General features: G+C 69.9%; 32 protein-coding genes. 17 read left to right on the forward strand and 15 right to left on the reverse strand.

The features are described from left to right. Positions 1–24: 24 nt before the first annotated feature. Positions 25–153, reverse strand: a complete 129-nt coding sequence (locus ACFVV5_RS01030) for a hypothetical protein (protein WP_387237591.1) — start codon at positions 151–153, stop codon at positions 25–27. Positions 154–266: 113 nt separating this feature from the next. Here ACFVV5_RS01030 and ACFVV5_RS01035 point away from each other — a divergent pair, with 113 nt between their 5' ends. Both ACFVV5_RS01035 and ACFVV5_RS01040 read left to right on the forward strand, forming a co-directional pair. Beyond that, positions 267–857 carry a carboxymuconolactone decarboxylase family protein gene (locus ACFVV5_RS01035; protein ID WP_387237594.1) on the forward strand — a complete coding sequence of 197 codons (591 nt, stop codon included), beginning with the start codon at positions 267–269 and terminating at the stop codon, positions 855–857. A 10-nt stretch (positions 858–867) separates the two neighbouring features. Next, positions 868–1,761, forward strand: coding sequence for an RNA polymerase sigma-70 factor (locus ACFVV5_RS01040; RefSeq protein WP_387237597.1), 894 nt, complete (start codon positions 868–870; stop codon positions 1,759–1,761). A 25-nt stretch (positions 1,762–1,786) separates the two neighbouring features. On the opposite strand, the gene ACFVV5_RS01045 is transcribed toward ACFVV5_RS01040, so the two are convergent. Continuing rightward, on the reverse strand, positions 1,787–2,356 hold the full coding sequence (locus ACFVV5_RS01045) for a hypothetical protein (protein WP_387237600.1): 570 nt from the start codon (positions 2,354–2,356) through the stop codon (positions 1,787–1,789). Between the two features lie 195 nt (positions 2,357–2,551). Between ACFVV5_RS01045 and ACFVV5_RS01050 the strand changes: the two genes are divergently transcribed. Then, entirely contained in the window at positions 2,552–3,481 is a 930-nt protein-coding gene (locus ACFVV5_RS01050) for an aldo/keto reductase family oxidoreductase (RefSeq protein WP_387237602.1), read from the forward strand. Between the two features lie 83 nt (positions 3,482–3,564). On the opposite strand, the gene ACFVV5_RS01055 is transcribed toward ACFVV5_RS01050, so the two are convergent. Then, on the reverse strand, positions 3,565–4,224 hold the full coding sequence (locus tag ACFVV5_RS01055; RefSeq protein WP_387237605.1) for a DedA family protein: 660 nt from the start codon (positions 4,222–4,224) through the stop codon (positions 3,565–3,567). A gap of 13 nt (positions 4,225–4,237) precedes the next feature. Then, entirely contained in the window at positions 4,238–5,791 is a 1,554-nt protein-coding gene (locus ACFVV5_RS01060) for a glycosyltransferase family 39 protein (RefSeq protein ID WP_387237608.1), read from the reverse strand. 145 nt (positions 5,792–5,936) lie between these two features. On the opposite strand from ACFVV5_RS01060, the gene ACFVV5_RS01065 reads away from it, so the two are divergent. After that, complete coding sequence (locus ACFVV5_RS01065) at positions 5,937–6,107, forward strand: hypothetical protein (protein ID WP_387237610.1); 171 nt, start codon at positions 5,937–5,939, stop codon at positions 6,105–6,107. Positions 6,108–6,240: 133 nt separating this feature from the next. On the opposite strand, the gene ACFVV5_RS01070 is transcribed toward ACFVV5_RS01065, so the two are convergent. From ACFVV5_RS01070 to ACFVV5_RS01080, 3 genes are read right to left on the reverse strand one after another with little or no spacing between them, the layout of a single operon-like run. Further along, positions 6,241–7,254 carry a sensor histidine kinase gene (locus ACFVV5_RS01070; protein ID WP_387237613.1) on the reverse strand — a complete coding sequence of 338 codons (1,014 nt, stop codon included), beginning with the start codon at positions 7,252–7,254 and terminating at the stop codon, positions 6,241–6,243. After that, positions 7,251–7,916: a response regulator transcription factor gene (locus tag ACFVV5_RS01075; protein ID WP_387237616.1), complete on the reverse strand. Its 666-nt coding sequence runs from the start codon at positions 7,914–7,916 to the stop codon at positions 7,251–7,253. The genes ACFVV5_RS01070 and ACFVV5_RS01075 overlap by 4 nt, the downstream gene beginning before the upstream one ends. After that, positions 7,906–8,622 carry a phosphatase PAP2 family protein gene (locus ACFVV5_RS01080; protein ID WP_387237619.1) on the reverse strand — a complete coding sequence of 239 codons (717 nt, stop codon included), beginning with the start codon at positions 8,620–8,622 and terminating at the stop codon, positions 7,906–7,908. The genes ACFVV5_RS01075 and ACFVV5_RS01080 overlap by 11 nt, the downstream gene beginning before the upstream one ends. An 18-nt stretch (positions 8,623–8,640) precedes the next feature. Between ACFVV5_RS01080 and ACFVV5_RS01085 the strand changes: the two genes are divergently transcribed. Then, complete coding sequence (locus ACFVV5_RS01085; protein WP_387237622.1) at positions 8,641–9,531, forward strand: hypothetical protein; 891 nt, start codon at positions 8,641–8,643, stop codon at positions 9,529–9,531. A gap of 21 nt (positions 9,532–9,552) precedes the next feature. Here the strand turns inward: ACFVV5_RS01085 and ACFVV5_RS01090 are convergent, their stop codons facing one another. After that, positions 9,553–10,941: a pyridoxal phosphate-dependent decarboxylase family protein gene (locus ACFVV5_RS01090; protein WP_387237624.1), complete on the reverse strand. Its 1,389-nt coding sequence runs from the start codon at positions 10,939–10,941 to the stop codon at positions 9,553–9,555. A 216-nt stretch (positions 10,942–11,157) separates the two neighbouring features. Between ACFVV5_RS01090 and ACFVV5_RS01095 the strand changes: the two genes are divergently transcribed. Next, positions 11,158–12,024: an alpha/beta fold hydrolase gene (locus ACFVV5_RS01095; RefSeq protein WP_387237626.1), complete on the forward strand. Its 867-nt coding sequence runs from the start codon at positions 11,158–11,160 to the stop codon at positions 12,022–12,024. On the opposite strand, the gene ACFVV5_RS01100 is transcribed toward ACFVV5_RS01095, so the two are convergent. After that, a complete protein-coding gene (locus tag ACFVV5_RS01100; protein ID WP_387237629.1) occupies positions 12,021–13,310 on the reverse strand; it encodes an acyltransferase in 1,290 nt (429 codons plus the stop codon). The genes ACFVV5_RS01095 and ACFVV5_RS01100 overlap by 4 nt on opposite strands. Before the next feature lie 227 nt (positions 13,311–13,537). On the opposite strand from ACFVV5_RS01100, the gene ACFVV5_RS01105 reads away from it, so the two are divergent. Further along, positions 13,538–13,711: a CsbD family protein gene (locus ACFVV5_RS01105; RefSeq protein WP_387237632.1), complete on the forward strand. Its 174-nt coding sequence runs from the start codon at positions 13,538–13,540 to the stop codon at positions 13,709–13,711. 81 nt (positions 13,712–13,792) lie between these two features. On the opposite strand, the gene ACFVV5_RS01110 is transcribed toward ACFVV5_RS01105, so the two are convergent. Beyond that, positions 13,793–14,821, reverse strand: coding sequence for a PHP domain-containing protein (locus tag ACFVV5_RS01110; protein WP_387237635.1), 1,029 nt, complete (start codon positions 14,819–14,821; stop codon positions 13,793–13,795). 76 nt (positions 14,822–14,897) lie between these two features. Here ACFVV5_RS01110 and ACFVV5_RS01115 point away from each other — a divergent pair, with 76 nt between their 5' ends. Beyond that, positions 14,898–15,221 (forward strand): hypothetical protein, encoded by a 324-nt coding sequence (locus tag ACFVV5_RS01115; RefSeq protein ID WP_387237638.1) that lies wholly within the window; start codon positions 14,898–14,900, stop codon positions 15,219–15,221. 19 nt (positions 15,222–15,240) lie between these two features. Here ACFVV5_RS01115 and ACFVV5_RS01120 read toward each other — a convergent pair whose 3' ends face one another. Then, positions 15,241–16,527, reverse strand: coding sequence for a serine/threonine-protein kinase (locus tag ACFVV5_RS01120; RefSeq protein WP_387237641.1), 1,287 nt, complete (start codon positions 16,525–16,527; stop codon positions 15,241–15,243). 182 nt (positions 16,528–16,709) lie between these two features. On the opposite strand from ACFVV5_RS01120, the gene ACFVV5_RS01125 reads away from it, so the two are divergent. From ACFVV5_RS01125 to ACFVV5_RS01150, 6 genes are all read left to right on the forward strand, one after another. Then, the gene (locus ACFVV5_RS01125; RefSeq protein WP_387237644.1) at positions 16,710–17,210 is read left to right on the forward strand and encodes a MarR family winged helix-turn-helix transcriptional regulator; all 501 of its coding nucleotides are present in this window, start codon (positions 16,710–16,712) and stop codon (positions 17,208–17,210) included. Between the two features lie 124 nt (positions 17,211–17,334). Beyond that, the gene (locus ACFVV5_RS01130) at positions 17,335–17,499 is read left to right on the forward strand and encodes a hypothetical protein (protein ID WP_387237647.1); all 165 of its coding nucleotides are present in this window, start codon (positions 17,335–17,337) and stop codon (positions 17,497–17,499) included. A 36-nt stretch (positions 17,500–17,535) separates the two neighbouring features. Then, positions 17,536–17,793, forward strand: a complete 258-nt coding sequence (locus ACFVV5_RS01135; protein ID WP_387237650.1) for a DUF6458 family protein — start codon at positions 17,536–17,538, stop codon at positions 17,791–17,793. Positions 17,794–17,909: 116 nt separating this feature from the next. Further along, positions 17,910–18,275: an ArsR/SmtB family transcription factor gene (locus ACFVV5_RS01140; protein ID WP_387237653.1), complete on the forward strand. Its 366-nt coding sequence runs from the start codon at positions 17,910–17,912 to the stop codon at positions 18,273–18,275. Beyond that, the gene (locus ACFVV5_RS01145) at positions 18,272–19,306 is read left to right on the forward strand and encodes a cation diffusion facilitator family transporter (RefSeq protein WP_387237656.1); all 1,035 of its coding nucleotides are present in this window, start codon (positions 18,272–18,274) and stop codon (positions 19,304–19,306) included. The genes ACFVV5_RS01140 and ACFVV5_RS01145 overlap by 4 nt, the downstream gene beginning before the upstream one ends. Positions 19,307–19,422: 116 nt before the next feature. Next, positions 19,423–20,166 carry an esterase/lipase family protein gene (locus ACFVV5_RS01150; protein ID WP_387237659.1) on the forward strand — a complete coding sequence of 248 codons (744 nt, stop codon included), beginning with the start codon at positions 19,423–19,425 and terminating at the stop codon, positions 20,164–20,166. Between the two features lie 15 nt (positions 20,167–20,181). Here ACFVV5_RS01150 and ACFVV5_RS01155 read toward each other — a convergent pair whose 3' ends face one another. After that, positions 20,182–20,988 carry an HNH endonuclease family protein gene (locus tag ACFVV5_RS01155; RefSeq protein WP_387237662.1) on the reverse strand — a complete coding sequence of 269 codons (807 nt, stop codon included), beginning with the start codon at positions 20,986–20,988 and terminating at the stop codon, positions 20,182–20,184. A gap of 86 nt (positions 20,989–21,074) precedes the next feature. Here ACFVV5_RS01155 and ACFVV5_RS01160 point away from each other — a divergent pair, with 86 nt between their 5' ends. Beyond that, positions 21,075–22,115 (forward strand): Gfo/Idh/MocA family protein, encoded by a 1,041-nt coding sequence (locus tag ACFVV5_RS01160; RefSeq protein WP_387237665.1) that lies wholly within the window; start codon positions 21,075–21,077, stop codon positions 22,113–22,115. Here the strand turns inward: ACFVV5_RS01160 and ACFVV5_RS01165 are convergent. Further along, positions 22,112–22,504 carry a MerR family transcriptional regulator gene (locus tag ACFVV5_RS01165; protein WP_387237668.1) on the reverse strand — a complete coding sequence of 131 codons (393 nt, stop codon included), beginning with the start codon at positions 22,502–22,504 and terminating at the stop codon, positions 22,112–22,114. The genes ACFVV5_RS01160 and ACFVV5_RS01165 overlap by 4 nt on opposite strands. Before the next feature lie 50 nt (positions 22,505–22,554). Here ACFVV5_RS01165 and ACFVV5_RS01170 point away from each other — a divergent pair, with 50 nt between their 5' ends. Further along, complete coding sequence (locus ACFVV5_RS01170) at positions 22,555–23,388, forward strand: alpha/beta fold hydrolase (RefSeq protein ID WP_387237671.1); 834 nt, start codon at positions 22,555–22,557, stop codon at positions 23,386–23,388. Positions 23,389–23,418: 30 nt separating this feature from the next. Here ACFVV5_RS01170 and ACFVV5_RS01175 read toward each other — a convergent pair whose 3' ends face one another. Further along, complete coding sequence (locus tag ACFVV5_RS01175; RefSeq protein WP_387237674.1) at positions 23,419–24,006, reverse strand: CGNR zinc finger domain-containing protein; 588 nt, start codon at positions 24,004–24,006, stop codon at positions 23,419–23,421. A gap of 92 nt (positions 24,007–24,098) precedes the next feature. Here ACFVV5_RS01175 and ACFVV5_RS01180 point away from each other — a divergent pair, with 92 nt between their 5' ends. Next, complete coding sequence (locus ACFVV5_RS01180) at positions 24,099–25,076, forward strand: DMT family transporter (protein ID WP_387237677.1); 978 nt, start codon at positions 24,099–24,101, stop codon at positions 25,074–25,076. On the opposite strand, the gene ACFVV5_RS01185 is transcribed toward ACFVV5_RS01180, so the two are convergent. After that, a complete protein-coding gene (locus ACFVV5_RS01185) occupies positions 25,065–26,147 on the reverse strand; it encodes an SDR family NAD(P)-dependent oxidoreductase (protein WP_387237680.1) in 1,083 nt (360 codons plus the stop codon). The genes ACFVV5_RS01180 and ACFVV5_RS01185 overlap by 12 nt on opposite strands. Between the last annotated feature and the right edge of the window lie 52 nt (positions 26,148–26,199).

Here is a 26,199-nt window from a genome sequence, read left to right on the forward strand (position 1 = left end):
GCGCGGGCTGAGACGTCGTTCAGGTCACTGTCGCTTGGTGACGGTGACCTGGACCTCGTCGGAGTCGGGGATCTCCACACAGCTCCACGTCTCGCCTTCGACGACGACTCCGATTCGGGTCTCGAAGGCGATCCGGTTCGCGTCGGCATCCATGCTCGAAACGATACCCATCCGATCCGGCGGCGTCACGCACCGGATGTCACACCCCGGCAGCGGGCGGTGTCTCCATGTCGACGGGCTGTTCCATCGACGACTCTGGAGGAGACATGACCAGCGAGACCCGCATCCCCCCGACCCCGGTGACGGGCGCCTACGGCGCGCTCGTGAAGTTCGCGGCGCGCAGGATGATCGGCCAGGTCCCCGACTCGGTCGGCGTGCTGTGGCACAACAAGGCGGTCATGAAGGACGCGATGGGCATCGGGCGCAAGGTGGAGGGCTGGCACGACCTCGACCCGAACCTCGCGTCGTATGCGGGAATGGCGGCGGCTGCCACGATCGGCTGCAGCTTCTGCCTCGACTTCAACTACTTCATGGCGCACAACCAGGGACTCGACGAGTCGAAGGTCCGTGAAGTGCCGCGCTGGCGCGAGGCCGCTGCCTTCACTCCGCTCGAGCGCAGGGTCATGGAGTACGCCGAGGCGGCGAGTCAGACCCCGCCCGCCGTGACGGATGAGCTGTCGGACGCGCTCCTGTCGGAGATCGGGCCGGCCGCTCTCGTCGAGCTCGCCGCACGCGTGGCGTTCATGAACATGTCGGCCCGTATGAACATCGCGCTCGGCATCCACTCCGAGGGGTTCGCCGACGCGTGCGGTCTGGCCCCGCTGGCCGCGCGGCCGGTGGTCTCGGATGCCGGGTAGGCTCGCCGGCATGGGTGCCACCGTGCGCGCCGATGACGACCCGTTCGTCGTCCACCGGTCGCTTCTGTTCACCGTCGCGTATGAGCTGCTCGGTTCGGCCGCGGACGCCGAGGACGTCCTGCAGGAGTCCTGGATGCGCTGGGCGGCGGTGGAGCAGTCGGCGATCCGCGATCCCAGGGCGTACCTCGTGCGCATCGTCACGCGCCAGGCGCTCAACCAGCTCCGGACGGTGTCGCGACGGCGCGAGGAGTACGTCGGGGAGTGGCTCCCCGAGCCGCTGCTGACCAGTCCGGACGTGGCGGACGACGTCGAGCTCTCAGAGAGCGTGTCGATCGCGATGCTCACGGTTCTCGAGACGCTCGGGCCGGCCGAGCGTGCCGTCTTCGTGCTGCGTGAGGTGTTCGACGTGCCCTACGAGGAGATCGCGGATGCCGTCGGCAAGACCACGGCGACCGTGCGGCAGATCGCGCATCGGGCCAAAGACCATGTCGCCGCGCGACGTCCACGGGTGCGCGTCATCCGTTCGGAGCATGAGGAAGCCGTCGATCACCTGGTGGCCGCCCTCAACACCGGCGATCTGCAGGGGCTCATGGACGTGCTCGCACCCGACGTCGTCTCCATCGCCGACGGCGGGGGCAAGGTGCGCGGAGCCTCCCTCCGCCCGGTCGTCGGGGCGACGCGTCTCGCGCGCTACTTCGTCGGCGGCATGGCGAAGGTGGACGGCGAGTTCGTGGCCACGGCTGCGTGGGTCAATGGGCAGCCGGGCATCCGGATGGAGCTGGACGGCCGGCTCGTCGGCGTCATGAGCCTCACGGTCGAGGACGGCCGGATCGCCCGGATCTACGCCATCGCGAACCCCGACAAGCTGCGCCGGCTCGACGAGGCGGCCGCGCTCAGCCGGTGACGGCCCCGGGCCGCGGCGAGCTCAGCTAGGCGCCCTCGGGCGGGTCGGTGAGCAGGCCGACCCGCTCGGTGAGGTAGCCGCGGAAGTCGACGGCGTTCGCGTCGGCGGTGGTGGGACTCCAGCGCACGAGCGCGCGACCGTTCCGCACGAACAGCGGGCCGCGGGCTGCGCGGAGGCTCGCCACGGTCAGCTCGATGGGCTCGGCGTCGTAGTTGACCGTCTCGCCCGGTGCGAAGTGTCCGCGCTGCGCCGCCGCCCGGTACGCGCGGCGCGTCTCGGCCGACCGCGACTGGTAGGCGGGGCGTCCGGGCTCCGTCGCGCGCGTGATGGAGCCGGTCGCCCGTAGCGCGCCTTCTCGGTCGAGCAGCAGGACGCCCAGCCGCCAGACGCGTCCCGCCGGCTGCAGGACGGCCTCGCGCGTCACGAGCATCCGGCGATGCCTGGGGATGAAGGTGGCGAGCGCTTCGTCGCGTGCGCCCGCGGTCTCGAGCCGGGTCACGGCCGTCGCGAGCAGTTCCCGGATGCCGGCGACGGCCGTCTCGTCGGCCGGGTTCGCATCGGGGCTGCAGACCCCGGACAGCTCGCTCGACGTCATCCCTCCACGATAGAACGCCCGGCGGCAGAATGTCCGCCCCTATCTGCGTCGTCATTTGCCACTAGATGCCCTCAACACGCCCGGGATGGCTGCGTCTACTGGCAAACGGCATCCGCCCCCGTCATTCGTCGCGGCACTGACTGTCAGAAGAAATCGGCACGACCACGACCAGCGCCCAGGGGCGAAGATGGAGACATGAAGACGTTCACCCTGCCGAACACCACCCTCGAGTCCTCGAACATCATCCTCGGTCTCATGCGGATCGCCGACCTGAGCGACGACGAGATCCGCGAGCTGGTCCGCACCGCGAAGGACGAAGGGGTCAACTACTTCGACCACGCCGACGTGTACGGCGGTGTGCTCCACGGGTCGGAGCGACGCTTCGGGGAGGCACTCGGCCTCACGCCCGCCGAACGCGACTCGATGATCATCCAGTCGAAGGTCGGCATCCGCGAGGGCTCGTTCGACTTCTCGAAGGAGCACATCCTGAGCTCGGTCGACGAGTCGCTCGCCGCCCTGCGAACCGACTTCCTCGACGTGCTTCTCCTGCACCGTCCCGACACGCTGGTCGAGCCGGATGAGGTGGCCGCGGCGTTCGACACCCTCCTCGCCGCCGGCAAGGTCCGCAACTTCGGCGTCTCCAACCACACGCCCGGCCAGATCGAGCTGCTCAAGCGCTCGGTGAATCAGCCGCTCGTCGTCAACCAGGTGCAGCTGAGCATCACGCACGCGCCGCTGATCGCGTTCGGGGTCGCGTCCAACATGGCGGCGCTCGACCAGTCGATCGACCGCGACAACGGGATCCTCGACTACTGCCGGCTCAACGACATCACGCTGCAGGCCTGGTCGCCCTTCCAGAAGGGCTTCTTCAACGGCGTCTTCCTCGGCGACCGCGAGAACTACGCCGGGCTGAACGACGCCATCGACGAGCTCGCCGCCGCCTACGGCGTGACGCCGACCGCCATCGCCGTCGCCTGGATCACCCGGCACCCGGCGCAGATGCAGGTGGTGCTCGGCACGACCAACGCCTCGCGTGTGCGCGACTCGGCCGCCGGCTCCGACATCCCGCTCACCCGCACGGAGTGGTACCGCCTGTTCACGGCCGCCGGCTACATCCTCCCGTAGCAATGCGTCGAGGGGCGGAGAACGCATCCGATTCCGCGGTCTCCGGATGCGTTCGCCACCCCTCGACGATCGGGGAGGGGGCGTCAGTTGTCGGCGTCGACCCGCTTGCGCATCCGGAGCACGATGGCCCTCACGAGCACGGGGCACACCGAGATCACGACGATCCCGATCAGGATGAAGTCGAGGTAGGTCGAGACGAAGTCGGCGACACCGGGGATGTGGCCGAGTCCGTAGCCGATGAGGATCACGGCGGCCGACCACACGGTCGCGCCGACGACGTTGTAGAGCGTGAACCGGCCGCGGGGCATCCGGCCGACACCTGCGGCGACCGGCGCGAACGTCCTGACCACCGGCACGAAACGCGCGATCGTGACCGCCGCGCCGCCGAACCGGTCGAAGAAGCCTTGGGTGCGCTCGACGCTGGCCCGGCTGAACAGGCCGGACTCCCGACGCTCGAAGATCGGCGGCCCGGTGCGTTTGCCGATCGTGTAGCCGAGCTGGTCGCCGAGGATCGCGGCGACCGCGACCGCCAGGATGACGAGCCACAGCGGCTGCGGGATGTGGCCGGTGAGCGTCAGCACGCCCGTGAAGAACAGCAGCGTGTCCCCGGGTAGGAAGAACCCGATCAGCAGACCCGACTCGGCGAAGACGATCGCGCACACGCCGAGCAGCGCCCAGGGGCCGGCGCCGTCGATCAGGGCCTGCGGGTCGAGGAGGCCGGCGTGGAAGGCGATGGGTGGCACAGGGTCCTTTCGGTCAGCGCCGCAGCTCGAGGACGAGCTCGCGGTGCGTGGAGATGCGGGTTCCGGTCTGCACGAATCCCTCACGCTCGAGGGCGTCGAGCCCCCAGCTGTCCGGCCTCGACCGCGTCAGTGCGTACTCGACGAGCCAGACGGTCTTCACGCCGACCAGTCGTCCGCGCGCATCGGCCTGACCGACGGTGAGGGTGCTGTCATGCCAGGTGTCGTTGTTCTGGAACGGCACGTCGAGGGTCACATCCTTCAAGCCGGCGAAACCGGCGGGATACGTGTGCAGCGCGAGCCGGGGCCGGCGTGACGTGCGAACGGACTCGTCGAAGATCACGGCGTCGCCCGGATGCGCATGGGAGCCGACCGCCGCGCTGACCATCGCCCAGTCGCTGTTGTTCTTGGCGTACGGCGTGCGCTGGGAGAGGTAGACCGGGGCGATCAGCGTGACCAGCAGGAGGCCGGCGACGATTCCGGCCCACTGGCGGACCTCCGAGATCCGCTGCAGACCGCAGGCGATCAGGATGGCCGCGGCCGGCGCGCAGAACGAGACGTAGCGGGCGGTGAAATCGGGGATCACGGCGTGCGCGGCGATGAGGACGAGGGTCGGCACCAGGAGCCACGCGAGGGCGAGGCCGACGAGTGACGGCATGCGTTCGTCGGACTCCGGCCGGGTCGACGTCGCCCACGTGAGCACGGATCCCTGGCGCCGGCGCCACTCCGCCCCCACTGCGACCACGATGAGCGCCCAGGCGACCACGGCGACCGACCACGTTCCGAACCACAGGGAGGCGAAGAGGGTCTCGAACGACAGCTGCTGCGTGGTGGCCAGGTAGGAGATCTGGCTGCGTTCGAGCACGGCGACCAGGCCGAGAGGGACGCAGGCGATCGCGGCGATCGCGACGGTCACTCCCCAGGCCACGAGAATCGAGCGGCGCGGTCGCACGACGACGAGCACGAGGGCGTGCATGATCGCGAAGAGTGCGATGTACAGGAAGAGATAGGTGCCCACCGCGAGCAGGGCGCCGTACGCGAGCCACCACAGTGCCTGCACGTCGCGGCGGTGCAGGATCTCGACCAGGAGGAGGGTCAGCCATGCGGCGACGGCAGCACTCAAGGCGTAGGAGCGGGCCTCCTCGCCCATGTAGGTGACGCGCGGGAGGATCAGGCACACTCCGGCGGCGATGATCGCCAGCCGGCGGCCCTCCAGGCGCCAGGCGATCATCACGACGGCGGCGGTGGCCAGTCCGACCGCGATCGCGCTGGGGAACCGGAGTGCGAAGGGCGAGGTGCCGAACATCAGGATCCACCAGTGCAGCCCGAAATAGTAGGTGCCGTGCACAGCGTCGACGTGTCCGAGCATCCCCGCGAGCGAGGGGAGCGACCGCTCGGCGGACATCACGCTTGCCGCTTCGTCGCCCCAGAGCGAGGGGATCGCCGACCCGAGCGACGCGAGGGCGGTGGTGAAGAGGCCGGACAGGGTGGCGATGAACCAGCGCTCTCCGGAGAGCGCGCTGATACGGGTGCGTGCGAATGTCCGGGGCTTCGTTGCGACGAGCGACATCGGGGACCTCCCCTCCGGTGTGTGGTCGTTGTGCGTCCAGTTCAGCCGGTGTGATCCCAGAATCCTCCAAGAGTGCAGCTTGCGGCACCGGTGGAAGGTGTACTTCTGGGGAATTCCTTTGAGCGGTGAGCGCAGGGTGGGCACCATGACGAGTGTTCGGAGGAATCAGCTGGCCAGGACCGTCGGCGGCGTGCTCGGCGTCGTCGTTGCAAGCGTCACTGTGGCGTTCGCCGCCGCGGTGGTCTTCGAGCTGGTCGTGGAGTCGCTGGGGATGCGCGCCGAGAGCGACGGCGAGCCTGACCTCCCGCGCCGCTAGGCGGCCGAGCCTGGCGCTGCCGCCGTCAGGCGGGCTTGCTCCTCGCGCCACCAACACCGTAAATCTGAGCAATCGCATGGATCCAACAATTGTCAGACACTCCCTGCGCGGCCGCCGTCCGGCGCCGCCGTTGTCAGGCGGGCGTCGCGGCCGACGCTTGCGCCGCGACCGGCAGGCTCAGCTCGAGGACCGTGCCCTCGTCGCTCGTGGCCGCGACGTCGACGTTCCCGCCGTAACGGGCTGCGATCTCGCGGACCAGGGCCAGGCCGATGCCGAAACTGGGGCGACCGCCGGCCTCCCCGGCCGACGGGCGCGGGGCACGGGCGAAGCGATCGAAGATCCGCTGCGGGTCGATGCCCTGGATGCCCGGGCCGGTGTCGGCGACTGAAAGGATCATCCGTCGCCCCTGCGTCCGCACGGTCACGGTCACGGTCGAGTCGTCCGGCGCGTGCGCGAGGGCGTTGTCGACGAGCGCCGTCACGCAGCGTTGGAGGCTGGCGGTCGGCACGGCGACCGACGGGTCGGCGTCCGCGTCCAGGCGAACCCGGATGCCCCGCGGCTCGGCCAGCACACGCATCGCCTCGACGGCCCGGCTGACGGCGGGGACCACCGGCGTCGGCTGCGGGGGAGCATCCTGGCTCGGATCCGCGGCGAGCAGCAGGTCGTTGACGATGTCGATGAGGGCTCGGGTGTCGGTGCGGAGCTCGCCGACGATCGGGGACGACGGGTCGTCGGGAGGGAGCCGCCGCTGCAGGATCTGCAGTCGGGCGTCGAGCACCGCCAACGGGGTGCGCAGCTCGTGGCTCGCATCCTGCACGAAGGCGCGCTGCATGGTGAGGGCGCGGCCGAGCGGGGCGACAGCGCGCCGGGTGATCAGGATGCTCAGCAAGCCCGAGACCGCGACCGCGAGCACGCCGACCACGATGAACGCGATCATGGCCTCCGTCGTGTCGATGTAGATCTTGTGCTCGCCGGGCAGTGGCTTCTCGGCGAGCTCGGAGGGGCGCATCTGGTCGAGCACGAAGAAGAACGCGACCCCGATCGCGGCGATGACCAGCGCGCCGGACGCGATCGTGATCTGCAGACCGACGACCCGGGAGGCACGGCGGACGGCGCTCGCGTCGTCCCCGTCGGTGCGCCGGGTCATGGCTGACCCAGCCGGTAGCCTTCGCCGCGGACGGTGGCGATGAGGTCTTTGTCGGTCTTGCGGCGCACGTAATGCACATACGTGTCGACGGTGCCCGGCTGGTCGTCGCTCTCGAACACTTCGTGCAGGATCTGACGGCGGGTGAAGGTGCGGAGCGGGTTCTCGGCGAGCAGGCGCACCAGCGCGCTCTCGCGCACGGTGAGCTGGATGCGGCCGTCGTACGGGGAGTAGATGCAGCGGCTCTCGGGAAAGAACTGCCAATCGCCGACCGGGAGCGCCGGCCCTTCACCCGTGAAGGTGCGGGTGAGGGCGCGGAGCCGCGCGAGCAGTTCGTCGAACTCGAACGGCTTGACGAGATAGTCGTTTGCGCCTGCGTCGAGGCCGTTCACGCGGTCGGCGAGAGCGCCGAGCGCCGTCAGCATCAGGATGGGCGCCACCACGCGGCGGGCGCGCAGTGTCTCGACCAGGGTCACGCCGTCGGTGCCCGGGAGTCTGCGGTCGACGACGATGGCGTCGAAGGGGCCGGCGAGCCCGACGCGCAGACCCTCGTCGCCGTCGGCGACCAGGGTGACGTCGTAGGTCTCGGCGAGCACCTGCTCGATGAGCGGCCCGAGTCGGGAATCGTCCTCGACCAGCAGGATCCGCTGTCGTTCAAGCTCCATGACGAGTCAATCTACTGCGGTGAGCATCCGGTGCGCTGTGATCGCGATCCAGGCGGGCGAACAGCGCGTTCAGGAGGGCGTCGATCAGGATGGCCGCCGCGGTCACGTAGACGAGGCTCGCGACCACATCGGTCGGATAGTGCACCCCGAGGTACACACGCGAGAACGCCGTGAGTACGGGGACGACCACGGCGACGGCGAGGAAGAGCGGGCGCAGGCGGCCGGCGCCGACGGTGAACAGCAGGGCGAGGCAGAGGGACGCCGCGAAGGCGGCGTGCCCGCTCGGGTAGCTGAACGATGAGGGGGCCGGGATCAGCTGGTGCGAGAGGGATGTGACGTCGGGTCGCGGCCGGGCCACGATGACCTTGATCAGGTCGTTGCCCAGCCAGGGCACCACCGCCAGCGTCACGAAGGCGACCAGCGGTCGCACCCGCCGGGTGACGCCGAGGACGCCGAGGGCGCAGAGCACCACGATCACGGCTGCGATCGGCGGCGAGAACAGCCAGTTGATCCCGAGGCAGAGCGCGTCGAGGGGCGCTGCGTGCGCGTCGCTGAGGGCCTGGACGACGCCGAGCTCCCACGCGGTGACCGCCGGCGATTCGCGGATGATCAGCCCGGCGAGCACCACCAGCAGGATGACGACGACCGGCACGACGACGGTCGCGGGCCGCAGGCGCGGACGTGCGGGGACGGTGCGGGCGGACACAGTGGAGACCTTTCGACGATGACACCGATTCTTGGACATCTCCCACAAGAAGACCCTAAGAATCCGGATGCCCGCATCCGGATGCCCGACTCCGGATGCCGCGATCTCAGCCGATTCTTAGAGCACGATTGCCACAGTGGTCGCGTGCTGCGCAACAAAGTCCCTGAGGTGACCGCCCTGTTCTGGGTGGCGAAGATCCTCACCACCGCCATGGGCGAGACGACGTCCGACTTCTTCGTGCACCTGATCGACCCGCCGATCGCGGTCGCCGGCGCGGCCGTCCTGCTCGCCGCCTCCCTGTGGCTGCAGTTCGCCGTGCGCCGCTACGTGCCCTGGATCTACTGGCTGGCTGTTCTGATGGTGGCAGTGTTCGGAACGATGGTCGCCGACGTGATCCACGTGCAGTTCGGTGTGCCCTACCTCGTGTCGACCACGGTGTTCCTGGTGATCCTCGCCGCCGTCTTCGCGACCTGGTACGCGACCCAGCGGACGCTTTCCGTGCACCACATCGACACCCGCCCCCGCGAATTCTTCTACTGGGCCACCGTGATGACGACGTTCGCCCTCGGCACGGCGCTCGGCGATCTCACCGCCGTGACGTTCGGTCTCGGGTTCCTCGCATCCGGAATCGTGTTCGGTGTGCTCTTCGCGATCCCCGGCGTCGCCTACCGCTGGTGGGGACTGGGTGCGACAGCCGCCTTCTGGGCGTCGTACGTGCTCACCCGTCCGTTCGGCGCATCCATCTCGGACTGGCTGGCGCTTCCCCCGTCGCGGCTGGGGCTCGGCTTCGGCACGGGCGCCGTCAGCCTGGTGCTGTTCGCGGGCATCGTCGTCTGCGTGGCGATCATGTCGCGGCGCGCGCGTCTGCGCACGCCGAGCGACGGCGTTCCGGATGCGGTGGCCGCGTAGCGTCACGCGTCACCCGCCTGCCTACATGGTGTCGAGAATGCCCGTGAGCTGTTCGAACGTCGTCATCGGGTTCAGGATGGCGAACCGCGTGTTGGGCCGGCCCTGGTGCGAGCTCGGCGTGACGAACGCACGCTGCTCGTCGAGCAGTCGGGCCGACCACTCGGAGTAGTCGGTGCGTGACCAGCCTTCCCGCTCGAACACCACGACCGAGAGCTGCGGCCGCCGCACCAGGCGGAAACCGTCGCGCGACTCGATCTCGTCGGCGATGCGCTGCGCGAGGCGGATCGAGGCGCTGATCGCGTCGCGGTAGGCGTTCTCGCCATAGGTCGCCAGCGAGAACCAGAGCGGGAGACCCCGGGCGCGCCGGGTCAAGTGCGCCGCGTAGTCCGACGGGCTCCACTCGGAGGTCTCGGTGAGGGTGTCGAGGTATTCGGCGTGCTGGGTGTGCGCCCGTCGGCCCGACTCGGGGTCGCGGTAGATGAGCGCGCACGCGTCGAACGGCGCGAACAGCCATTTGTGCGGGTCGACGATCACGGAGTCGGCACGCTCGACGCCGGCGAAGTGGTGGCGGGCGAGCGGCGAGAGCATCCCGGCCAGCCCGTAGGCGCCGTCGACGTGCAGCCAGAAGTCGAACTCGTCTTTCAGGGCCGCGATCGAGGCGACCTCGTCGACGATCCCGAAGTTGGTGGACCCGGCGGTCGCGACGACCGCGAACACGGAGTCGCCGTGCTCCTCCAGCGCCCCACGGACGTTCTCGCCTCTCAGTGCGCCGCTCTCCGACGGGGTGACGGGCACCACGTCGACGTCCATCACGCGGGCGGCCGAGGCGATCGACGAGTGGGCTTCGGCGCTGCAGACGATCTTCCAGCGGGCGGGCTGCTGCACTCCGGCGGCCTGCAGTTCGGCGCGGGCGTGGTCGCGGGCGGCCACCAGCGCCGACAGGTTGCCGAGGGTGCCTCCTTGCACGAAGACGCCTCCCGCGGTCGCTGGCAGCCCGAACTCGCCAGCCAGCCACGCCAGCACCTCGTTCTCGGCGTAGACCGCGCCCGATCCTTCGAGCCACGAGCCGCCGTAGACGGCGCTCGCCGACACGACGAGGTCGAACGCGGTGGCCGCCTTGGTGGGCGCGGTCGGGATGAACGAGAGGTACTGCGGGTGGTCGGTGGTGATGCAGGCCGGAGCGAGCACGTGCTCGAACAGGGCGAGGGCCCGCTTGGCGCCGATCCCGTTGTCGAGGATCGAGCGTCCGGCGAGCCGTCGCAGCTCCGCCTCGGCCATCGGCTTGTCGAGCGGAGTGTCGCTGCTCAGGATGCGCCGTCGGGAGTAGTCGAGCACGAGGTCGACGATGTCCCTGGTCTCGTCGGACACGGCGTGCATCCGGGTGGTGGACGGCTCAGCAGGGCGCTTCATGGGGTATTCCTTCCTGGGCCGCGTGGGGCGCGGGCGGCTACGACAGGCTGACACAAGCACGGCCCGGATGCACATTCCGGTGCATTAACCCGCGCCACGCGCGCAGATCGCCCGACCCCACCTCCTGCGACGCAGAATTCGTGCGCGCGCCCCTGCCCTTTCCGCGGCGACGGGCTCGGCGCCGGCCGTGGGTCGCCTGGCGTCTGGCGCACGCGCGTGGCACTGTGGAGCGCACGCGACGAAGGGAATCTGATGGGGGACGGCTTCGAGGCACGCAGAGGCGACGGCCGGACCGTGCAGTACTACGACACGGGCGAGGGGAGCGGGCCGGCGGCCACCGTGTTCTGGCATCACGGGACCCCGCAGACCGGCCGGCTGCTGGAGCCCGTGGTCGAGGCGGCCGCTCGGCGCGGCATCCGGGTCGTCTCGTGCGCTCGTCCGGGGTACGAGGGGACCTCGCCGCTGCCCGGCCGACGCGTCGTCGATGCGGCTGCCGACGTCCTGGCCGTCGCCGACGCGCTCGGGATCGAGAGGTTCGCCTCGGTAGGGGCATCCGGTGGCGGCCCGCACGCCCTCGCCTGCGCTGCGCTCGCTCCCGGCCGCGTGAGCGCCGTCGCGACACTCGCAGGGATCGCGCCGTACACCGACGACTTCGACTGGTTCGCCGGGATGGCGTCCGAAGGGGCGTTGCGGGCCGCCCGGCAGGGCCGCGCCGAGCGGACGCGCTACGCCGAGACGGCCGAGTTCGACGAGAGCAGCTTCATCGGGGCCGACTGGAGCGCCCTCGAGGGAGCCTGGGGCTCCCTCGGGGCCGACGCCGGGCGCGCAGGGTCCGCCGCGCCCGACGGCGAGATCGGCGACGACCTCGCGTACGCGACCCCCTGGGGCTTCGACCTCGCCGACCTCGACGTGCCGGTCCTGCTCGTGCAGGGCGGCCTCGACCGCGTGGTTCCCGAGGCGCACGCCCAGTGGATGCTCACCCGGCTGCCCGACGCCGAGCTGTGGCTGCGCCCGCGCGACGGTCACGTGTCGGTGCTCGCGGCGCTCCCCGTCGCCCTGGACTGGTTGCTCACGAGGGTCTAGGCCGAAGCGCGGACACGACCCCGCACCAGCAGCAACGACGCCGAGAAGCAGACGATCCCGAGCAACGCGAGCCACCCGTCCAGCCCCAGTCGCATCACCAGGAACGGCGGGATGAACGCCAGCAGCGCAGCGACGCTCACCCGCGCCCAGCCGGGCGCCACCTCGTCGTCGCGCAGCGGACGGGGGCCGGACTCGAACCGCCCGACGCCGAGCGAGAGGAGGAGCACCAGCCCGAACGCCGCGAGGAGCACGAGCGGCCGTGACGCCCACCAGGCGTCGCTGAGGGGCGCGGGCACGGCTCCGGGGATCAGCAGGCAGAGCCCGGTGATCGCGATGATGCATGTCAGGTGCCACAGGTAGACGGTCATCAGCCGGCTGCCGACGACGAAGGTGAAGGCGCGGGCCGGGCGCGTGCGCATGAGGGCGGTGAGGGCCGGATGCACGAGCACGAGCACGCACAGCTGGATGGCCCCGAGCAGGCCGAGCGCGAACCGCGGAGGGTTGAGGTTCACGAGCATGTCCGGCGAGTAGACGCCGATCGCGACGCCCGCGAAGAGCAGAGCCCCGGCGCCGAGAGCGATCGCGACGAGGACCCCGCGCGGTGCGGCCTGAAGGACGCCGTCCGCGTAGAAGAAGCCGAGCTGCTGCACGAACAGCCACACGAAGACGAGGTTGAGCAGCCCGAGAGGTTCCACCCCGGAGGCTGCGCGGGCGGCGTCCACCAGCACGGCACCGGCCGCGAGAGCGGTCAGCGTCCACCAGGGCGCCCGCTCGTGCATCCGGGCCATGAACGGGACGAACCACTGGCACAGGAGGTAGGCGGCCAGGAACCAGAGCGGCGTCCCGATTCCCGCGACGATGCCGTCGAGCAGGCCGGCGGGGGCGCCCGCGAGCGTGGCCGCCCCGATGGCGAGGCCGAAGAACACGAACACCGGGAGGGTGGGTTCGACCAGGCGCACGAGCCGGCCGCGCAGGTAGCCGGCGGCGTCTCCGCCGCGGCGCTGCAGGGAACGCCAGGCGGTGATGGACGCGAACCCTCCCAAGGCGAAGAACAACGGCATGATCTGGCCGACGACGGTGGCGGCCGCGAACCACGGCTCCTCGGTGACCGGCTTGCTCACGACGATGGCGCCGCTCGCGTCGAACCCGACGCCGACCATGAGGAGGTGGGCGGCGACCACCAGCACGACGCAGACCACGCGGGTGAAGTCGACGGCGAGGTCACGTCGCGACAGGTCGATCGAAGCGGGCTGCTGTTCGGTGCGGTCGAGTGCGGTCGGTGACATGGGACCCCCAGGTGCTGGCCGGTGCGGAGACTTCGCTGCTCAGACTATTGACGGCGTGCGCGACCCCGCTTCGGTGCTACCACGGTCGTTCGGCTCCTGAATCAGAGCAGCGGCGGACAACCGCCTAGGCTCATCCGGCCGATTCGTCTACCCCATAGAGGGCTCCGGATGCCCGGCGTACGGTCTCGAGTGTTGCCAACCGGGCAACGGCGAGAGGAGCGATACACATGGGTGCATCGGACAAGATGGAGAACGCCGCCGAAGACCTCAAGGGCAAATCCAAGGAGGCCGTCGGTCACGCGACCGGTGACGACCAGAAGGTCGCCGAGGGCAAGGCCGATCAGGCCAAGTCGGACCTCAAGCAGGCCGGCGAGAACGTCAAGGACGCCTTCAAGCACTGACGAACGCAGGGCGCCCGCCGCAGGCGGCTGGAAGGGTGAGGCTCCGTCCACGGGCCTCACCCTTCGTCCGTCCCATCCACGTCAGCGTCGGCCTGAAGCGCCCGTCCATTCCAGCAGCCGGTCCACCGGCCAGGTGGTCACGATCCGGTCGACGGGCACGTGATTGGCCGCAGCACGGACCGCGCCGTACTGCAGGAAGTCGAGCTGACCGGGAGCGTGGGCGTCGCTGTCGATGCTGAAAAGGCATCCGGCGTCGAGGGCCAGCGCGATGAGCTCGTCGGGTGGATCCTGCCGTTCCGGTCGCGAGTTGATCTCGACCGCCACATCGTTCTCGGCGCAGGCGGCGAAGACGGCCTCGGCGTCGAACTCCGAGGGCGGGCGCGTGCCGCGGGAGCCCTCGACCAGGCGGCCGGTGCAGTGTCCGAGCACGTTGGTGTGCGGATCGCGCACGCCCGCGAGCATCCGGCGCGTCATCGTGGCCCGATCTGAGCGGAGTTTCGAGTGCACGCTGGCGACGACGACGTCCAGCCGGCCGAGCATCTCGGACGACTGGTCGAGCTCGCCGCTCTCGAGGATGTCGACCTCGATGCCTTTCAGGAGCCGGAAACCGTCGCCGGCCTCGGCGTCGATGCGTTCGACGAGCGCGAGCTGTTCGGTCAGGCGTTCAGCGCTCAGCCCGCTGGCCACGGTGAGGCTGGGCGAGTGGTCGGTGAGGGCGAGATACTCCCGGCCGAGCGTTCGCGCGGCAGCGACCATGAGCTCGACGGGTGTGCCGCCGTCGGACCACTCGCTGTGACTGTGCAGGTCGCCGCGCAGGGCGGCGAGCACGGCGTCCCCGCCCTCGGCCAGTGGATGCGCGCCGCGCTCGCGCAGGTCGGCCAGGTAGTCGGGAACCCGGCCCTCGATCGCCTGGGTGATCACCTGGTAGGTGCGGTCGCCGATTCCTTTCGTGCGCTTGAGCCGCCCGTCCTGCGCCTGCGCCGCCAGCTCGGCGGGGTCGGTCGGGCCGATGATCGCGGCGGCCTTGCGAAAAGCCTGCACCTTGAAACTCGGGGCCAGTTCGCGGTCGAGCCAGAAGGCGATCTCGTTCAGCGCTTCGACGGGGTTCATGTCCCCATCATCCCCGCGACCGCCCGGGTGAGCTACTGTGGCTGTCATCCACCGGGGGAACACCGAGGAGGAACACGTGAGCGAACAGGCCGATCTCGCCTTCGAGACCTTGACCAACCAGCTGCTGCTGGATCCGGATGACGACGTGACCGTCAACTCGGCGGGGCTGCACGTGCACGGCAGGCTCTTCGCCTTCCGCGACGGAGACGCTCTGTTCGTGGACCTTCCCGCGGAGCGTGCGGCCGACCTGATTTCGAGGGGCATCGCATCGCGGGCATCCGGGGACGAGGGCGCGCCGCGCGGTGCCTGGGTGCGCATCGCCGACCCGGAGGACTGGCCTGAGCTCGCGAGCGAATCGCACCAGTTCGTCGGGGAGCCGGCGGTCGGCAAGCAGTCCTGACGATCGCGGGCCAGGAGGGTCAGCCGCCGTTGCCCTTCTCCTTGTTGCCTTTGCCTTTGCCCTTGTCGCCGCCCTTGTCGTTGTTGCCGTTGTCGCTCTGAACCGGTGCCGGAGACGGCTTGACGGAGGGCGCGGGCCGGATGGTCGGCGGCGTCGTCGGGGGGACGCTGCTGACGGGCGCGACCGGCGCGACGCTGCTCGCCGGGGGTGAGGACGGTTCGGCGTTCTGGGCGTTCGCACCCACGAGGATGCCGGCGGCCACCATCCCGGCGACCGCGAGGACGCCGAGCGCGGCGATCGCGACCCCGATCACGGTGCGCCGACGGGATGCTCCAGTGCTCTCGTCGTCGACGGTCAGCGGCATTGTCGGAGGAGCCGCCATGACCAATGTCTTCTCGTCGGACCCGGGAGCGGCCACGGCCGCAGCACCGGCCGCAGCACCCACCGCAGCAGCCGCCGCAGCAGCGGCGGCCGCGAAGTCGGGACCGGGAAGGTCCACGGTCTCGTCCTCGCCCGGGGCCCATCCCGCCAGTTCTCCGGCGTAGGCCCGAGCGCGCACCGCGACGTCGAGCGCTTCCGGCCTCGCCGCGGCATCCCGAGCCGTCATCTCGGTGAGCAGCTGAGCCCACCCCGGCGGCAGGTTCGACGGGATGACCGGGTCGCGAAGGAGGCGGGCGCCGAACGACTCGGCAGCCGTGCCGGGAAACGGCCGATGACCGGTCAGCGACTCGATGAGCACGAGGCCGAGAGAGTAGATGTCGGCGGGGGGACCGGGCTCGGCGCCGTGCGCCTGCTCCGGGCTGAGGTAGGCCGCCGTGCCGACGACCATCCCGTGGGTGGTGATCCGCTCCGAGCCGACCAGGTGGGCGATGCCGAAGTCGGCCAGCTTGCCGCGATAGGGCGGCGACGGGAGCCCCGTGAGCGCGAGCAGGATGTTCGCCGGCTTGAGGTCGCGATGCACGACTCCGGCGGCATGGACCGCCACGAGTGCTTCGGCCAGCTCGGCCGCCAGCACCGCGACCTCCTCGGCGGGGAGGGGGCCGCGCGCGAGCTCGTCCCGAAGACTCGGCCCGTCCACCAGCTCCATCACGATGTAGCTGGGTTCGTCGGTGCCCGGCGCGGCCAGGTGGGCGTCGTAGAGCGTGACCAGGTTGGGATGGTTGAGGCGCGCGAGCAACTGGGTCTCGGCCCGGCGGCGGGTGTCGTCGTTGGCCTCGCCCGGGGCGAAGATCTTGACCGCCACAGAGCGGTCGAGCTGCAGGTCGTGGGCGCTGTACACGGCGGCCATGCCGCCGCGCCCGATCACGCGTGACAGCTGGAATCGGTCACCGAACGTACGTCCGCTCAGATCGTCGATCGCCGTGCTCCTCTCGCTGCCCCCGCTCTCGCGGCCCCGTTCGCCTGCACCACAATAGACGCGTCTGCCGATTACACCAGTCGCGAGGGATACCTAGATTAACTAGCGAATCCGGGGTTTGAATGGACGCTGTGACCAACGTTCCACCCTCCTCCGGCGACGCCGGCCGGCTCCCCGCATCGTCAGGCACTTTCGCCGTGCTGAACGCTCTGCGCGCGTACCGTGCGGCCGAAGCGGCGATGCGCCGCCGCAAGGGTGTGACCATGAACATCAGCGAGAACGACTTCCTCGCGCTCCGGTTCATCCTCGCCAACGACCAGGCGGGGCGCGTGACGAACGCCAAGGACATCTCGCACTACCTGGGGATCTCGACGGCGTCGACCACCGCCCTGATCGGCCGGCTGGTGCGCGACGGCTACGTGCAGAAGCGGGCGAGCCGGAGCGATCGGCGGTCGGTAGAGATCGTGCCCCTGGAGCTCACTGATCCGGGCATCCGGGATGCCGTCGGAGACACGCACGAGCAGGTCATCCTGGCGGCCGAGTCGCTCAGCCCGGAGGAAATGCAGGTCGTGACGCGATTTCTGGAGCGGATGCAGTCGGCTGTCGACGGAATCGACGACACGAAGGCCTGACGGCTACTCCCTTTTCGGCCGAAAATCTACGCCCCCACAACCACTTGCTAGTTTCGTGAACTAGTTGTTCCATGGGTGCCGCCGACGGATCAACCGTGATCCGCATAAGAAGGAGTGCCCCACAATGAACATTCTTCTGATCGTCATCGCGATCATCGCGATCATCCTGCTTCTCACCGGAGGCTTCGTCCAATCGCTCAACTTCCTGCTCTGGGTCGGAATCGTCCTGTTGGTCATCGCGGTCATCGTATGGCTGGTACGGATGCTGACCGGGAGCCGTCGCGCCTAGCCCGGCCTCCCGCGAAACGACAAGGAAAGGAAGCTCATGAGCCTCGGAACCGGAATCGTCCTGTTCGTCGTCGGCGCCATCCTCGCGTTCGCACTGAACCTGCAGGTCGGCTGGATCGACCTCCACCTCGTCGGATACATCCTGATGGCTGCGGGTGTAATCGGCATCATCCTCGGCATCGTGCTGATCACTCGACGCCGGACGTCGGTGGCCACCACTCGTCAGGCGGTGGACCCGGCAACGGGTGAGCGAGTCACCCGTCGCACCAGCGACATCGACGACTCACCCCTCTGAGGCCTCGACCGACCCCTGAGGCCTCGCGGATGGGCGGATGCACCGATCGGTGCATCCGCCCCTTCTGCGTTCGGGGGCTGTTCGCCGCGCCGGCGCTTTAATGTAAGAATCTGCGTATGGATGCAGATAATGCGATGTGCGGGCGGCAGCCCGACAGTCAGTTCGTCGAGTTGGCCGTCGAGGTGTTCGGGATGCTCGCCGATGCGACCCGCGTGCGGATCATCCTGGCGCTGCGCGACCAGGAACTGTCGGTGAACCACCTGGCCGACATCCTCGACAAGACGCCGCCGTCCGTCTCGCAGCATCTGGCCAAACTGCGCCTGGCGCGGATGGTCACGACGCGACAGGAGGGCACGCGCGTCTTCTACCGGCTGGCGAATGAGCACGCGCGGCAGCTGGTGTCGGATGCGATCTTTCAGGCCGAGCACGCCCTGGGCGGCACCCCGAGGCACCACCACGCGCAGAGCGAGGAGCCGGCATGACCGAGGCGCGCACCCACGGTCACGGCCAGGATCATCACGATCACGACCACGAGCACGAGCACCACCACCCGACCGGGCTCAAAGGCGCGCTCTACAACCTCTTCGTCCCGCACTCGCATGACGCGTCCGACGCGATCGACGATGCGCTCGAAGCCAGCCGCGAGGGCGTGCGTGCCCTCAAGATCAGCCTCTTCGTCCTCCTCGGAACCACCGTGCTCCAGTTCGCCGTCGTCCTGCTCAGCGGGTCGGTCGCGTTGTTCGCCGACACCATCCACAACTTCTCCGACGCACTGACCGCCGTTCCCCTGTGGGTGGCGTTCGTCCTAGGACGCCGGGTCGCGAGCCGCCGCTACACCTACGGATTCGGTCGCGCCGAAGACCTCGCGGGTCTGTTCATCATCGCGGTCGTGGCCGTCTCCGCGATCGTCGCGGCGTGGCAGTCCGTCGAGCGGCTGCTCCATCCGCAGCCCTTACACAATCCCTGGTGGGTCGTCGCAGCCGGACTGATCGGGTTCGCCGGCAACGAGGCGGTCGCGATCTATCGCATCCGGGTCGGTCGCAGGATCGGTTCGGCGGCACTCGTCGCCGACGGCGTGCACGCGCGGATGGACGGCTTCACCTCCCTCGCCGTCGTGCTGGGCGCCTTCGGCGTGATGCTCGGGTTCCCGCTCGCCGACCCGATCGTGGGTCTGCTCATCTCGGCGGCCATCGTCGTGCTGCTCTGGGGCACCGTGCGAAGCATCGGCCGTCGCCTGATGGACGGGATCGAGCCCGACCTCGTCCACCGAGTCGAGCATGCTCTGGCCGACACGCCCGGCGTCCTCGGTTTCGAGGCGGTGCAGTTGCGCTGGCTCGGGCACCGGTTGCACGGCGCCGCGGCCGTCGTTCTCGACGACGTGCCGCTCGCGGTGGCCGATGCCATCGCCGCGGATGCGGGCAGGCGTGTCAGGGCCGCGACCGGCAACGTGGACGATTTTCAGGTGCGCCCGACCGTCGTTCAGCGCTTCGGCTCCGACCAGCTCTCGAGCTGAGTCGAGTCGCCGTCCGTCATTTGCCAGTAGGTGTCGTCGACACGCCCGGGATAGCTGCGACTACTGGCGAATGACCCGGATGCGCGCCCCGCGCCAGGCGGGTAACATCCATCCCGATGTCCGGTGTCGACGATCTGGAGCGACCGCGGGCGACCGGCCGAGGGCCCGGCCGTGCGCTCGCCCCGCTGCGCAAAGCCGGCGTTGCACTGCTCGACTACGAGTACGCGGTACGCCACCAGCTCCGCGCCGAGCTCGACCGTGGCGAACCGGATGCCCTGGTCGCGGTCGAAGGCGACCGCGCCCCGGTCATCCTGCTGCCCGGCATCTTCGAGACGTGGCGTTTCCTGCGGCCGCTCGCGCGGCACGTCCACGCGCGCGGGCATCCGGTGCACATCGTGACGGCGCTCGAACGGAACCTCATGTCGATCGCCGACGGAGCCCGGATCGTCGCCGACTACCTCGAGGCTCGCGACCTCCGGAACGTCACGATCGTCGCGCACAGCAAGGGCGGGCTGGTGGCCAAGTACGCGATGGGGATGCCGGGCGTCAGCGGGCGGGTGCGGCTCATCGTCGCCGTGAGCACGCCGTTCTCGGGGTCGACGCTCGCGCGCTTCGTGCCGTTCCCGAGCGTGCGTGCGCTGCAGCCGACGAACGAGACTCTGCGTCGGCTCGCCGTCGCGCGCGAAGCGAACTCCCGGATCGTCTCGGTGTCGGGGTGGTTCGATCCCCACATCCCGAATGGGAGCCACCTGAACGGCGCGACCAATGTGCGGCTGCCGGTGGGCGGGCACTTCCGGCTCCTCGACAGCGAGCCGCTGTTCGACTGCGTCGACTCCTGGCTCGATCGGAGAGCGCTCTGAGAGGCGGAGCCGGCGTCACGGAATGCGCTGGCCCGGGCATCCGCTCAGCACGCGGGCCATCGCGTCGTGTTCGGCGCGCGTCACCCACAGTCGATAGGCCGCTTTCACCTCGATCTGGTGCGCTACATACTCGCAGCGGAATATCTTGTTGGCCGGCAGCCAGGTGGCTGCGTCGCTCGCGCTCTTCTGCTGGTTGGCGGCGCCGTCAACGGCCATCAGGTTGCGCGGATCGTTCGCGAGGTCGACCCGCTGTGTCTGGGTGAGCTGCTGGGCGCCCGTCTCCCACGCGTTCAGCAGCGGCACCATGTGGTCGATCTGCACGAGAGCCGACGTCGTCTCGCCGCGGGTGAACCGGATGCGCTGCCCGGTGTACGCGTCGTCCAGGATGCCCGAGAGCACCCGGCAGCGGTCGTCGCGGACGATCGAGGTCAGGTCGCGGGCGAGCACGTCGTTGCGGGTGTCGCAACCGTTGTGGTCGACGTCGAGCCACGCACTGCCGAAATCCCCGGTGCGCGAATAGCCGGTCGCAGGCGCGCGCCCCTTCACAGCGATGGTCGCCAGAACGGCGAGCGCGGTCCCGGCGGGCGCCGGGGCGGAAGACGCTGCCGGGGCCGGCGCCGCGGGAACCGGCACTGCTGGTGCCGGCGCGGTCGGCGTCGGCGCTGTCGGCGTCGCCGCGGAGGTGCCGGTGAGCACCGGCGCAAGGTCTCCCGGGTTGCCCATCAGCGAGCCGACCCCGCCCGCGGCGGCGCCCAGGATCACGACGGCGACGACGATCAGCACGGCGGGTCGGACTCGGGAGGATGCTCGGCGCTGTGTCATTCACGTCTTTCGGTTCGGGCCAGACGAGACTAGCGTGATCCCGCCCGACAGGCCTGCCCGCCCGACAGACCCCGTCCGAGAGAACCATGATCCCCATCACGTCGTTCCCTGAGCCCGACCGCTTCGAGCCCGAGGCGGTGGCGTCCCTGAGGTGGGGCATCGTCGGGCCCGGGGGGATCGCGGAGTCCTTCGCCTCCGCACTCCGGTCGGACACACGCCAGCGGATCACCGCCGTCGCCTCGCGCGAGCGGGGCCGCGCCGAGGCGTTCGCGGCCGCCCACGGGATTCCGGCCGCCCACGATCTCGGCGAACTGTTGTCGCGAGACGATGTGGACGTCGTCTACATCGCGACGCCACCGCAGGCGCACGTGGACGCGACTCTTCGGGCGATCGCTGCCGGCAAGCATGTGCTCGTCGAGAAGCCCTTCGCGACGACGGCGGCGGATGCGGCGCGGGTCCTCGCGGCGGCTCGCGAGGCAGGCGTCTTCGTCACCGAGGCGATGTGGACGCGCTACCTCCCGCAGTCCTCGATCATGCGCAAGCTGGTCGCCGACGGTGCGCTGGGGAGCATCCGGCTTGTGCTCGCCGACCATGCCCAGAACGTACCTTCCGGCAGCAGGCTGTTCGACCCCAGAGACGGCGGCGCCCTGCTCGACATGGGGATCTACCCGTTCGCCTTCGCATCGGAGATCCTCGGGCGGCCGGTCGCGTCGTCGACGGCCGGCCACCTCGGTCCGACAGGCGTCGACACCTATTCGGTGACGACGCACACGTACGAGGACGGGGCTCTGGCGGCGCTGTCGACGGGACTCGAAGCGAGAAGCGCGATGCGAGCATCCGTTGCGGGGACGCGCGGCACCCTCGAGCTCCACGCGCCGTTCTTCACGCCGACCGCGCTGACCGTCACCGGTCCCGAATTCAGCGGGGAGAGCCTCACGTGGCGCGACGACTCCGGTGTGGCAGGCCTGTCGCATCAGGCGACCGCCTTAGCCGGTTACGTTGCCGACGGGCTCATGGAGTCGCCCCTCCACCGCCACCAGGAGATCGTCGACATCCTGGGGCAGCTCGATGCTGCCCGACACGCGATCGGCGCCCGGCTCGACGGGGAACGGGAAGGGGCGCTCTAGGCCGACGAGGCGGTCGAGCGAGTCGCGTCGCCGAGCGCGTCGAGGTACACGCGCAGAGCATCGCGTCGTGCCTCCATGCAGGCCACGCACCGGCACATCCGGTCCCACTCGTCTTCGACCGCGGTGAGCGTGCCGGGGTCGACGTGCTCCGGATAGATGCCGCCGGCGTCGCTGAGCGTGTCGATCAGCTCGGCGACCATGCGGGTGGGCAGGCCGGATGCGAGGAGGTCGCGGACCCGCCCGGCGCGTTCCAGCTGGGAGCGGTCGTAGACGCGATACCCGTTGCCGTCGCGGTCGAGCGGGGCGAGCAGGCCCGTCGACTCGTAATGCCGGACCGCGCGCGGCGTCACCCCGAGTGCCTCGGCGAACTCCCCGATCTGCACCTGCATCCACCTTTCGCTTGACCTTGACGCTAGCGTCAACCGGCGACCATCGTCGCATGACCTCACCACTGCACGCCGTCGTCCGCGGCTCGGGCACGCCCATCCTGTTCCTCCACGGCTTCACCGTCGACCATCGCATCCTGCTTCCGTTCGAGCAGGACTTCGCACCGGATGCCCCCTGGGAGCGCCTCTACGTCGACCTGCCCGGCTTCGGGGAGAGCCCGGCGGTCGCCCGTCCTTCCAGCGCCGACGCGACCCTCGCTGCGCTGACCGCGTTCGTGAACGAGCGGATCGGCTCACGTCCGTTCGCGGTGGTGGGCAGCTCCTTCGGCGGGCTCATGGCCCGCGGCCTGGTCGCCGGGTTCGGCGATCAGGCGATCGGGCTCGGGATGCTGTGCCCGGTCGTCGGGCCGCTGGCCTCTCGGGTGCTCCCGGCCAAGACGGTGCTGCAGTCCGATCCGCTGCTCCTCGCCGGGCTCGCGCCGGAGGACGCACGCGACTACGCGGCGATGGCCGTGCTGCAATCGGAGGAGAACTGGCGTCTGTTCCGGGATTTCGCGCTTCCGGGCATCCGGTGCCACGATCGCGAGGCGGCTGCGGAGCTCGCCGAGCGTTTCGACCTGTCGTTCGTGCCCGAGGAGCGTGGAGGTCCTTTCGTCGGCCCGTCGCTGATGGTCACCGGCCGTCAGGATCACGCCGTCGGCTTCGCCGATCAGCTGTCGCTGATCCCGAGCTACCCGCGATTGACCCAGCTCACGCTCGACGCGTGCGGCCACAACGCGCACTTCGACCAGCCCGAGCTCGTCCACGCCGCGTTCCGCGAGTGGCTGGCGCGTATGGCTGGGAGCCGTCGGGCAGCAGGCTCGGCGTCAGTGCGCCGACCTTCGTGACGTAATCGTCGATGGCGGGTGTTCAGTCGATCAGGAGCGCCCAGCGGCCTCAGCGTCGGCGCCGGCCTCGGCCACCGCCGCCCGCTCGCGGAACGCGACCATGTTCATCCGGTTGCCGCAGCGGACGCTGCAGTAGCGCTTCGAACCGTTTCGCGAGAGATCGACCAGGATGCCCGCGCAGTCGTCGGCGCCGCACTCGCGCAGTCTCCCGGATTCGCGACCGCGGATGACGTCGACGAGGGCGAGCGCGACCTCGACCCGGATGCGTTCGGCGAGCGGAGCATCCTGTTGCGTGGCGTGCAGGTGCCAGTCGAATCCGTCGTGGCGGAGCAGGTACGGGAGCGCCCGCGCCTCGGCGAGCATCGCGTTGACCTCCGCCGCGGCCTCGTCGCGGTCGAGGGTCCACACCCGCCGCAACTGGTCGCGGGTCGAGCGCACTTCGCCGAGCTCGATCTCGTCGCCGTCGATCCGGCCGGAGAACCTCTGGCGCCGCACGAACGCGCTCAGCTGCTCGATCGTCGCGAGTTCGTCGGCCCCGCTCTTCGACGCGCCGGCGGCCGTGTTCACCAGCTCGACCGTGAACTCGAGCGTCGCTTCGGTGTCAGGGGCAAAATGCAATTTGACTCCTTACTCGACACAAGACTAGCGTCAGAGACGTCGCCCGGCGAGTTCCCGGTCCGGACGCCACACAACCTCCGACGGGATGCCTCATGAAACGCTCCTCGACCTCGCTCGGCCTGGTGATCGCCGTGATCGCCGCGGCGACCTTCGGTCTGTCCGGCGCTTTCGTCAAGCCGCTCCTCGAGGCAGGCTGGAGCCCGGCCGCGGCCGTCACCGTCCGCGCCCTCACCGGCGGGATCATCCTCGCGCCGATCGCCGCGGTCGCACTCCGCGGCCGGTGGTCCCTGCTGTGGCGTGCCCGCTGGCGCGTGCTCGGAATGGCGCTCGTCGGCGTCGCCGGAGCGCAGCTCTTCTACTTCGCAGCCATCCAGCGGATCCCCGTCGGCACCGCCATCCTCATCGAGTACATCGCCCCGGTGCTGCTGGTCGCCGTCGCCTGGGCGCGCACGCGCCGGATGCCGAGGATCGCCGTGCTCGTCGGCACCGTCGTGTCCGTGGTCGGCCTCGCCCTCGTGGTCTCACCGGGCGCGGGCACGCACGGCTTCGATGTGCTGGGCCTCGTGTTCGCGGTGGCCGCGATGGTCGGCTGCGCGGGTTACTACGTGATCGCCGCACGCCCCAGCGACGGTCTCCCGTCGGTGGCACTCGCGGCGTCGGGCCTGATCGTGGGCGGGATCGCACTGTGCGCGGTCGGCCTGACCCACGTCGTCCCGTTCACCGCGACCTTCGGCACGGTCCGGATGTTCGGAGCATCGGTCTCGTGGTGGGTGCCGATCCTGATCGTCGGGGTCGTCGCCACGGCGATCGCCTACGCCACGAGCATCGCGGCCACCGAGATGCTCGGGTCCCGGCTGGCGTCGTTCGCCGGCCTGCTCGAAGTCGTGGCCGCGACGTTCTACGCGTGGCTCCTCCTGGGTGAGAAGCTCACACTTCCGCAGCTGCTCGGCGGCGCGCTGATCCTCGCCGGAATCGGCTTCGTGCGGTCCGAGAAGCGCACCGCTCCCGTGGAGCCGGCGACGCCCGTGCTGGTCACGCGCGCCGCCGGATCCTCGATCTCAGGCCGCTGACCAGCCGCCGTCCGACGGCAGGATGACGCCGTTCACATTGACCCCGTCGACGCTGAGCAGGAAGGTGATCGAGGCGGCGAGGGCGTCGGCCTCCACCGCATCCGGAAGCACCGTCATGGCAAGCTGCACCCGCTTCTCGCCGAGCTTCGAGGCGAACCGTGCCTCGATGTTCGTGATCGTCGGGCCCGGAGCGACCGCGTTGACGCGGATGCCGCTCGGTCCGTACATGAAGGCGCTGCTCTTGGTCAGCCCGGCCACGGCGTGCTTGGAGGCCGTGTACGCGGCGCCTGCCGCTGAGCCGCGCAGTGCGGCCTCGGAGGCGACGTTCACGATCGAGCCGGTCGCCCGCGCGAGCATCCGCGGCACGACGGCGCGCATGAGCTTCATGGTGCCTTCGACGTTGATCGCGAACACGCGGCGCCACACCTCGTCGGCGACCTCGTGCACGGGGGTCATGTCGTCCATGATGCCTGCGACGTTGGCGAGGGCGTCGATCCGGTCTCCCGCTGCGTCGACGATGGCGGCGATCGCGGCGTCGTCGGTGATGTCTCCGGCCACGGGCACGATGTCGGCATCCGCATGCTCGGCCACGAAGTCGTCGAGCCGCTCACTCGAGATGTCGACGGCGACCACCCGGCCGCCTTCGCGCGCCACGCGGGAGGCCGTCGCCCGGCCGATGCCGGAGCCGGCGCCCGTGACGATCACGGTCTGGCCGGCGAAGCGCCCACCCGTGACCTTCTCGACCCACTGCGGCGTCTCGACCGCGTCGTCGTCGTCCGCATCGTCGGCGTCGGGCGTGCTGCCGACCAGGGAGGCCTCGGTCCCGGCCGCGGACGCGGGAACCTCGCCCGCCGCGACGCGCCGGACCAGTTCGTCGATCATCTCCTGGGTGAACGCTCCGCGGCTCAGCTGCACGAGGCGCTTGAGCGCCAGCTTGCGCACCGGCCGGAGCACGTCCGCGTCCTGACCGGACTGGGCGAGGAGGTCGCGCATGATCGGGCCGCCGACCGGGTCCTCGAGCCAGTTCGCGATCGATGAGTCGCCGCTGAGGACGCCTGAGTTCTTGCTCATGGGTGTGGTTCCTTCTGTCTCTGGGTCATGATTCCCCCACTACCGGACAACA

The organism is Leifsonia sp. NPDC058248, from assembly GCF_042881905.1.
Classification (GTDB): domain Bacteria; phylum Actinomycetota; class Actinomycetes; order Actinomycetales; family Microbacteriaceae; genus Leifsonia.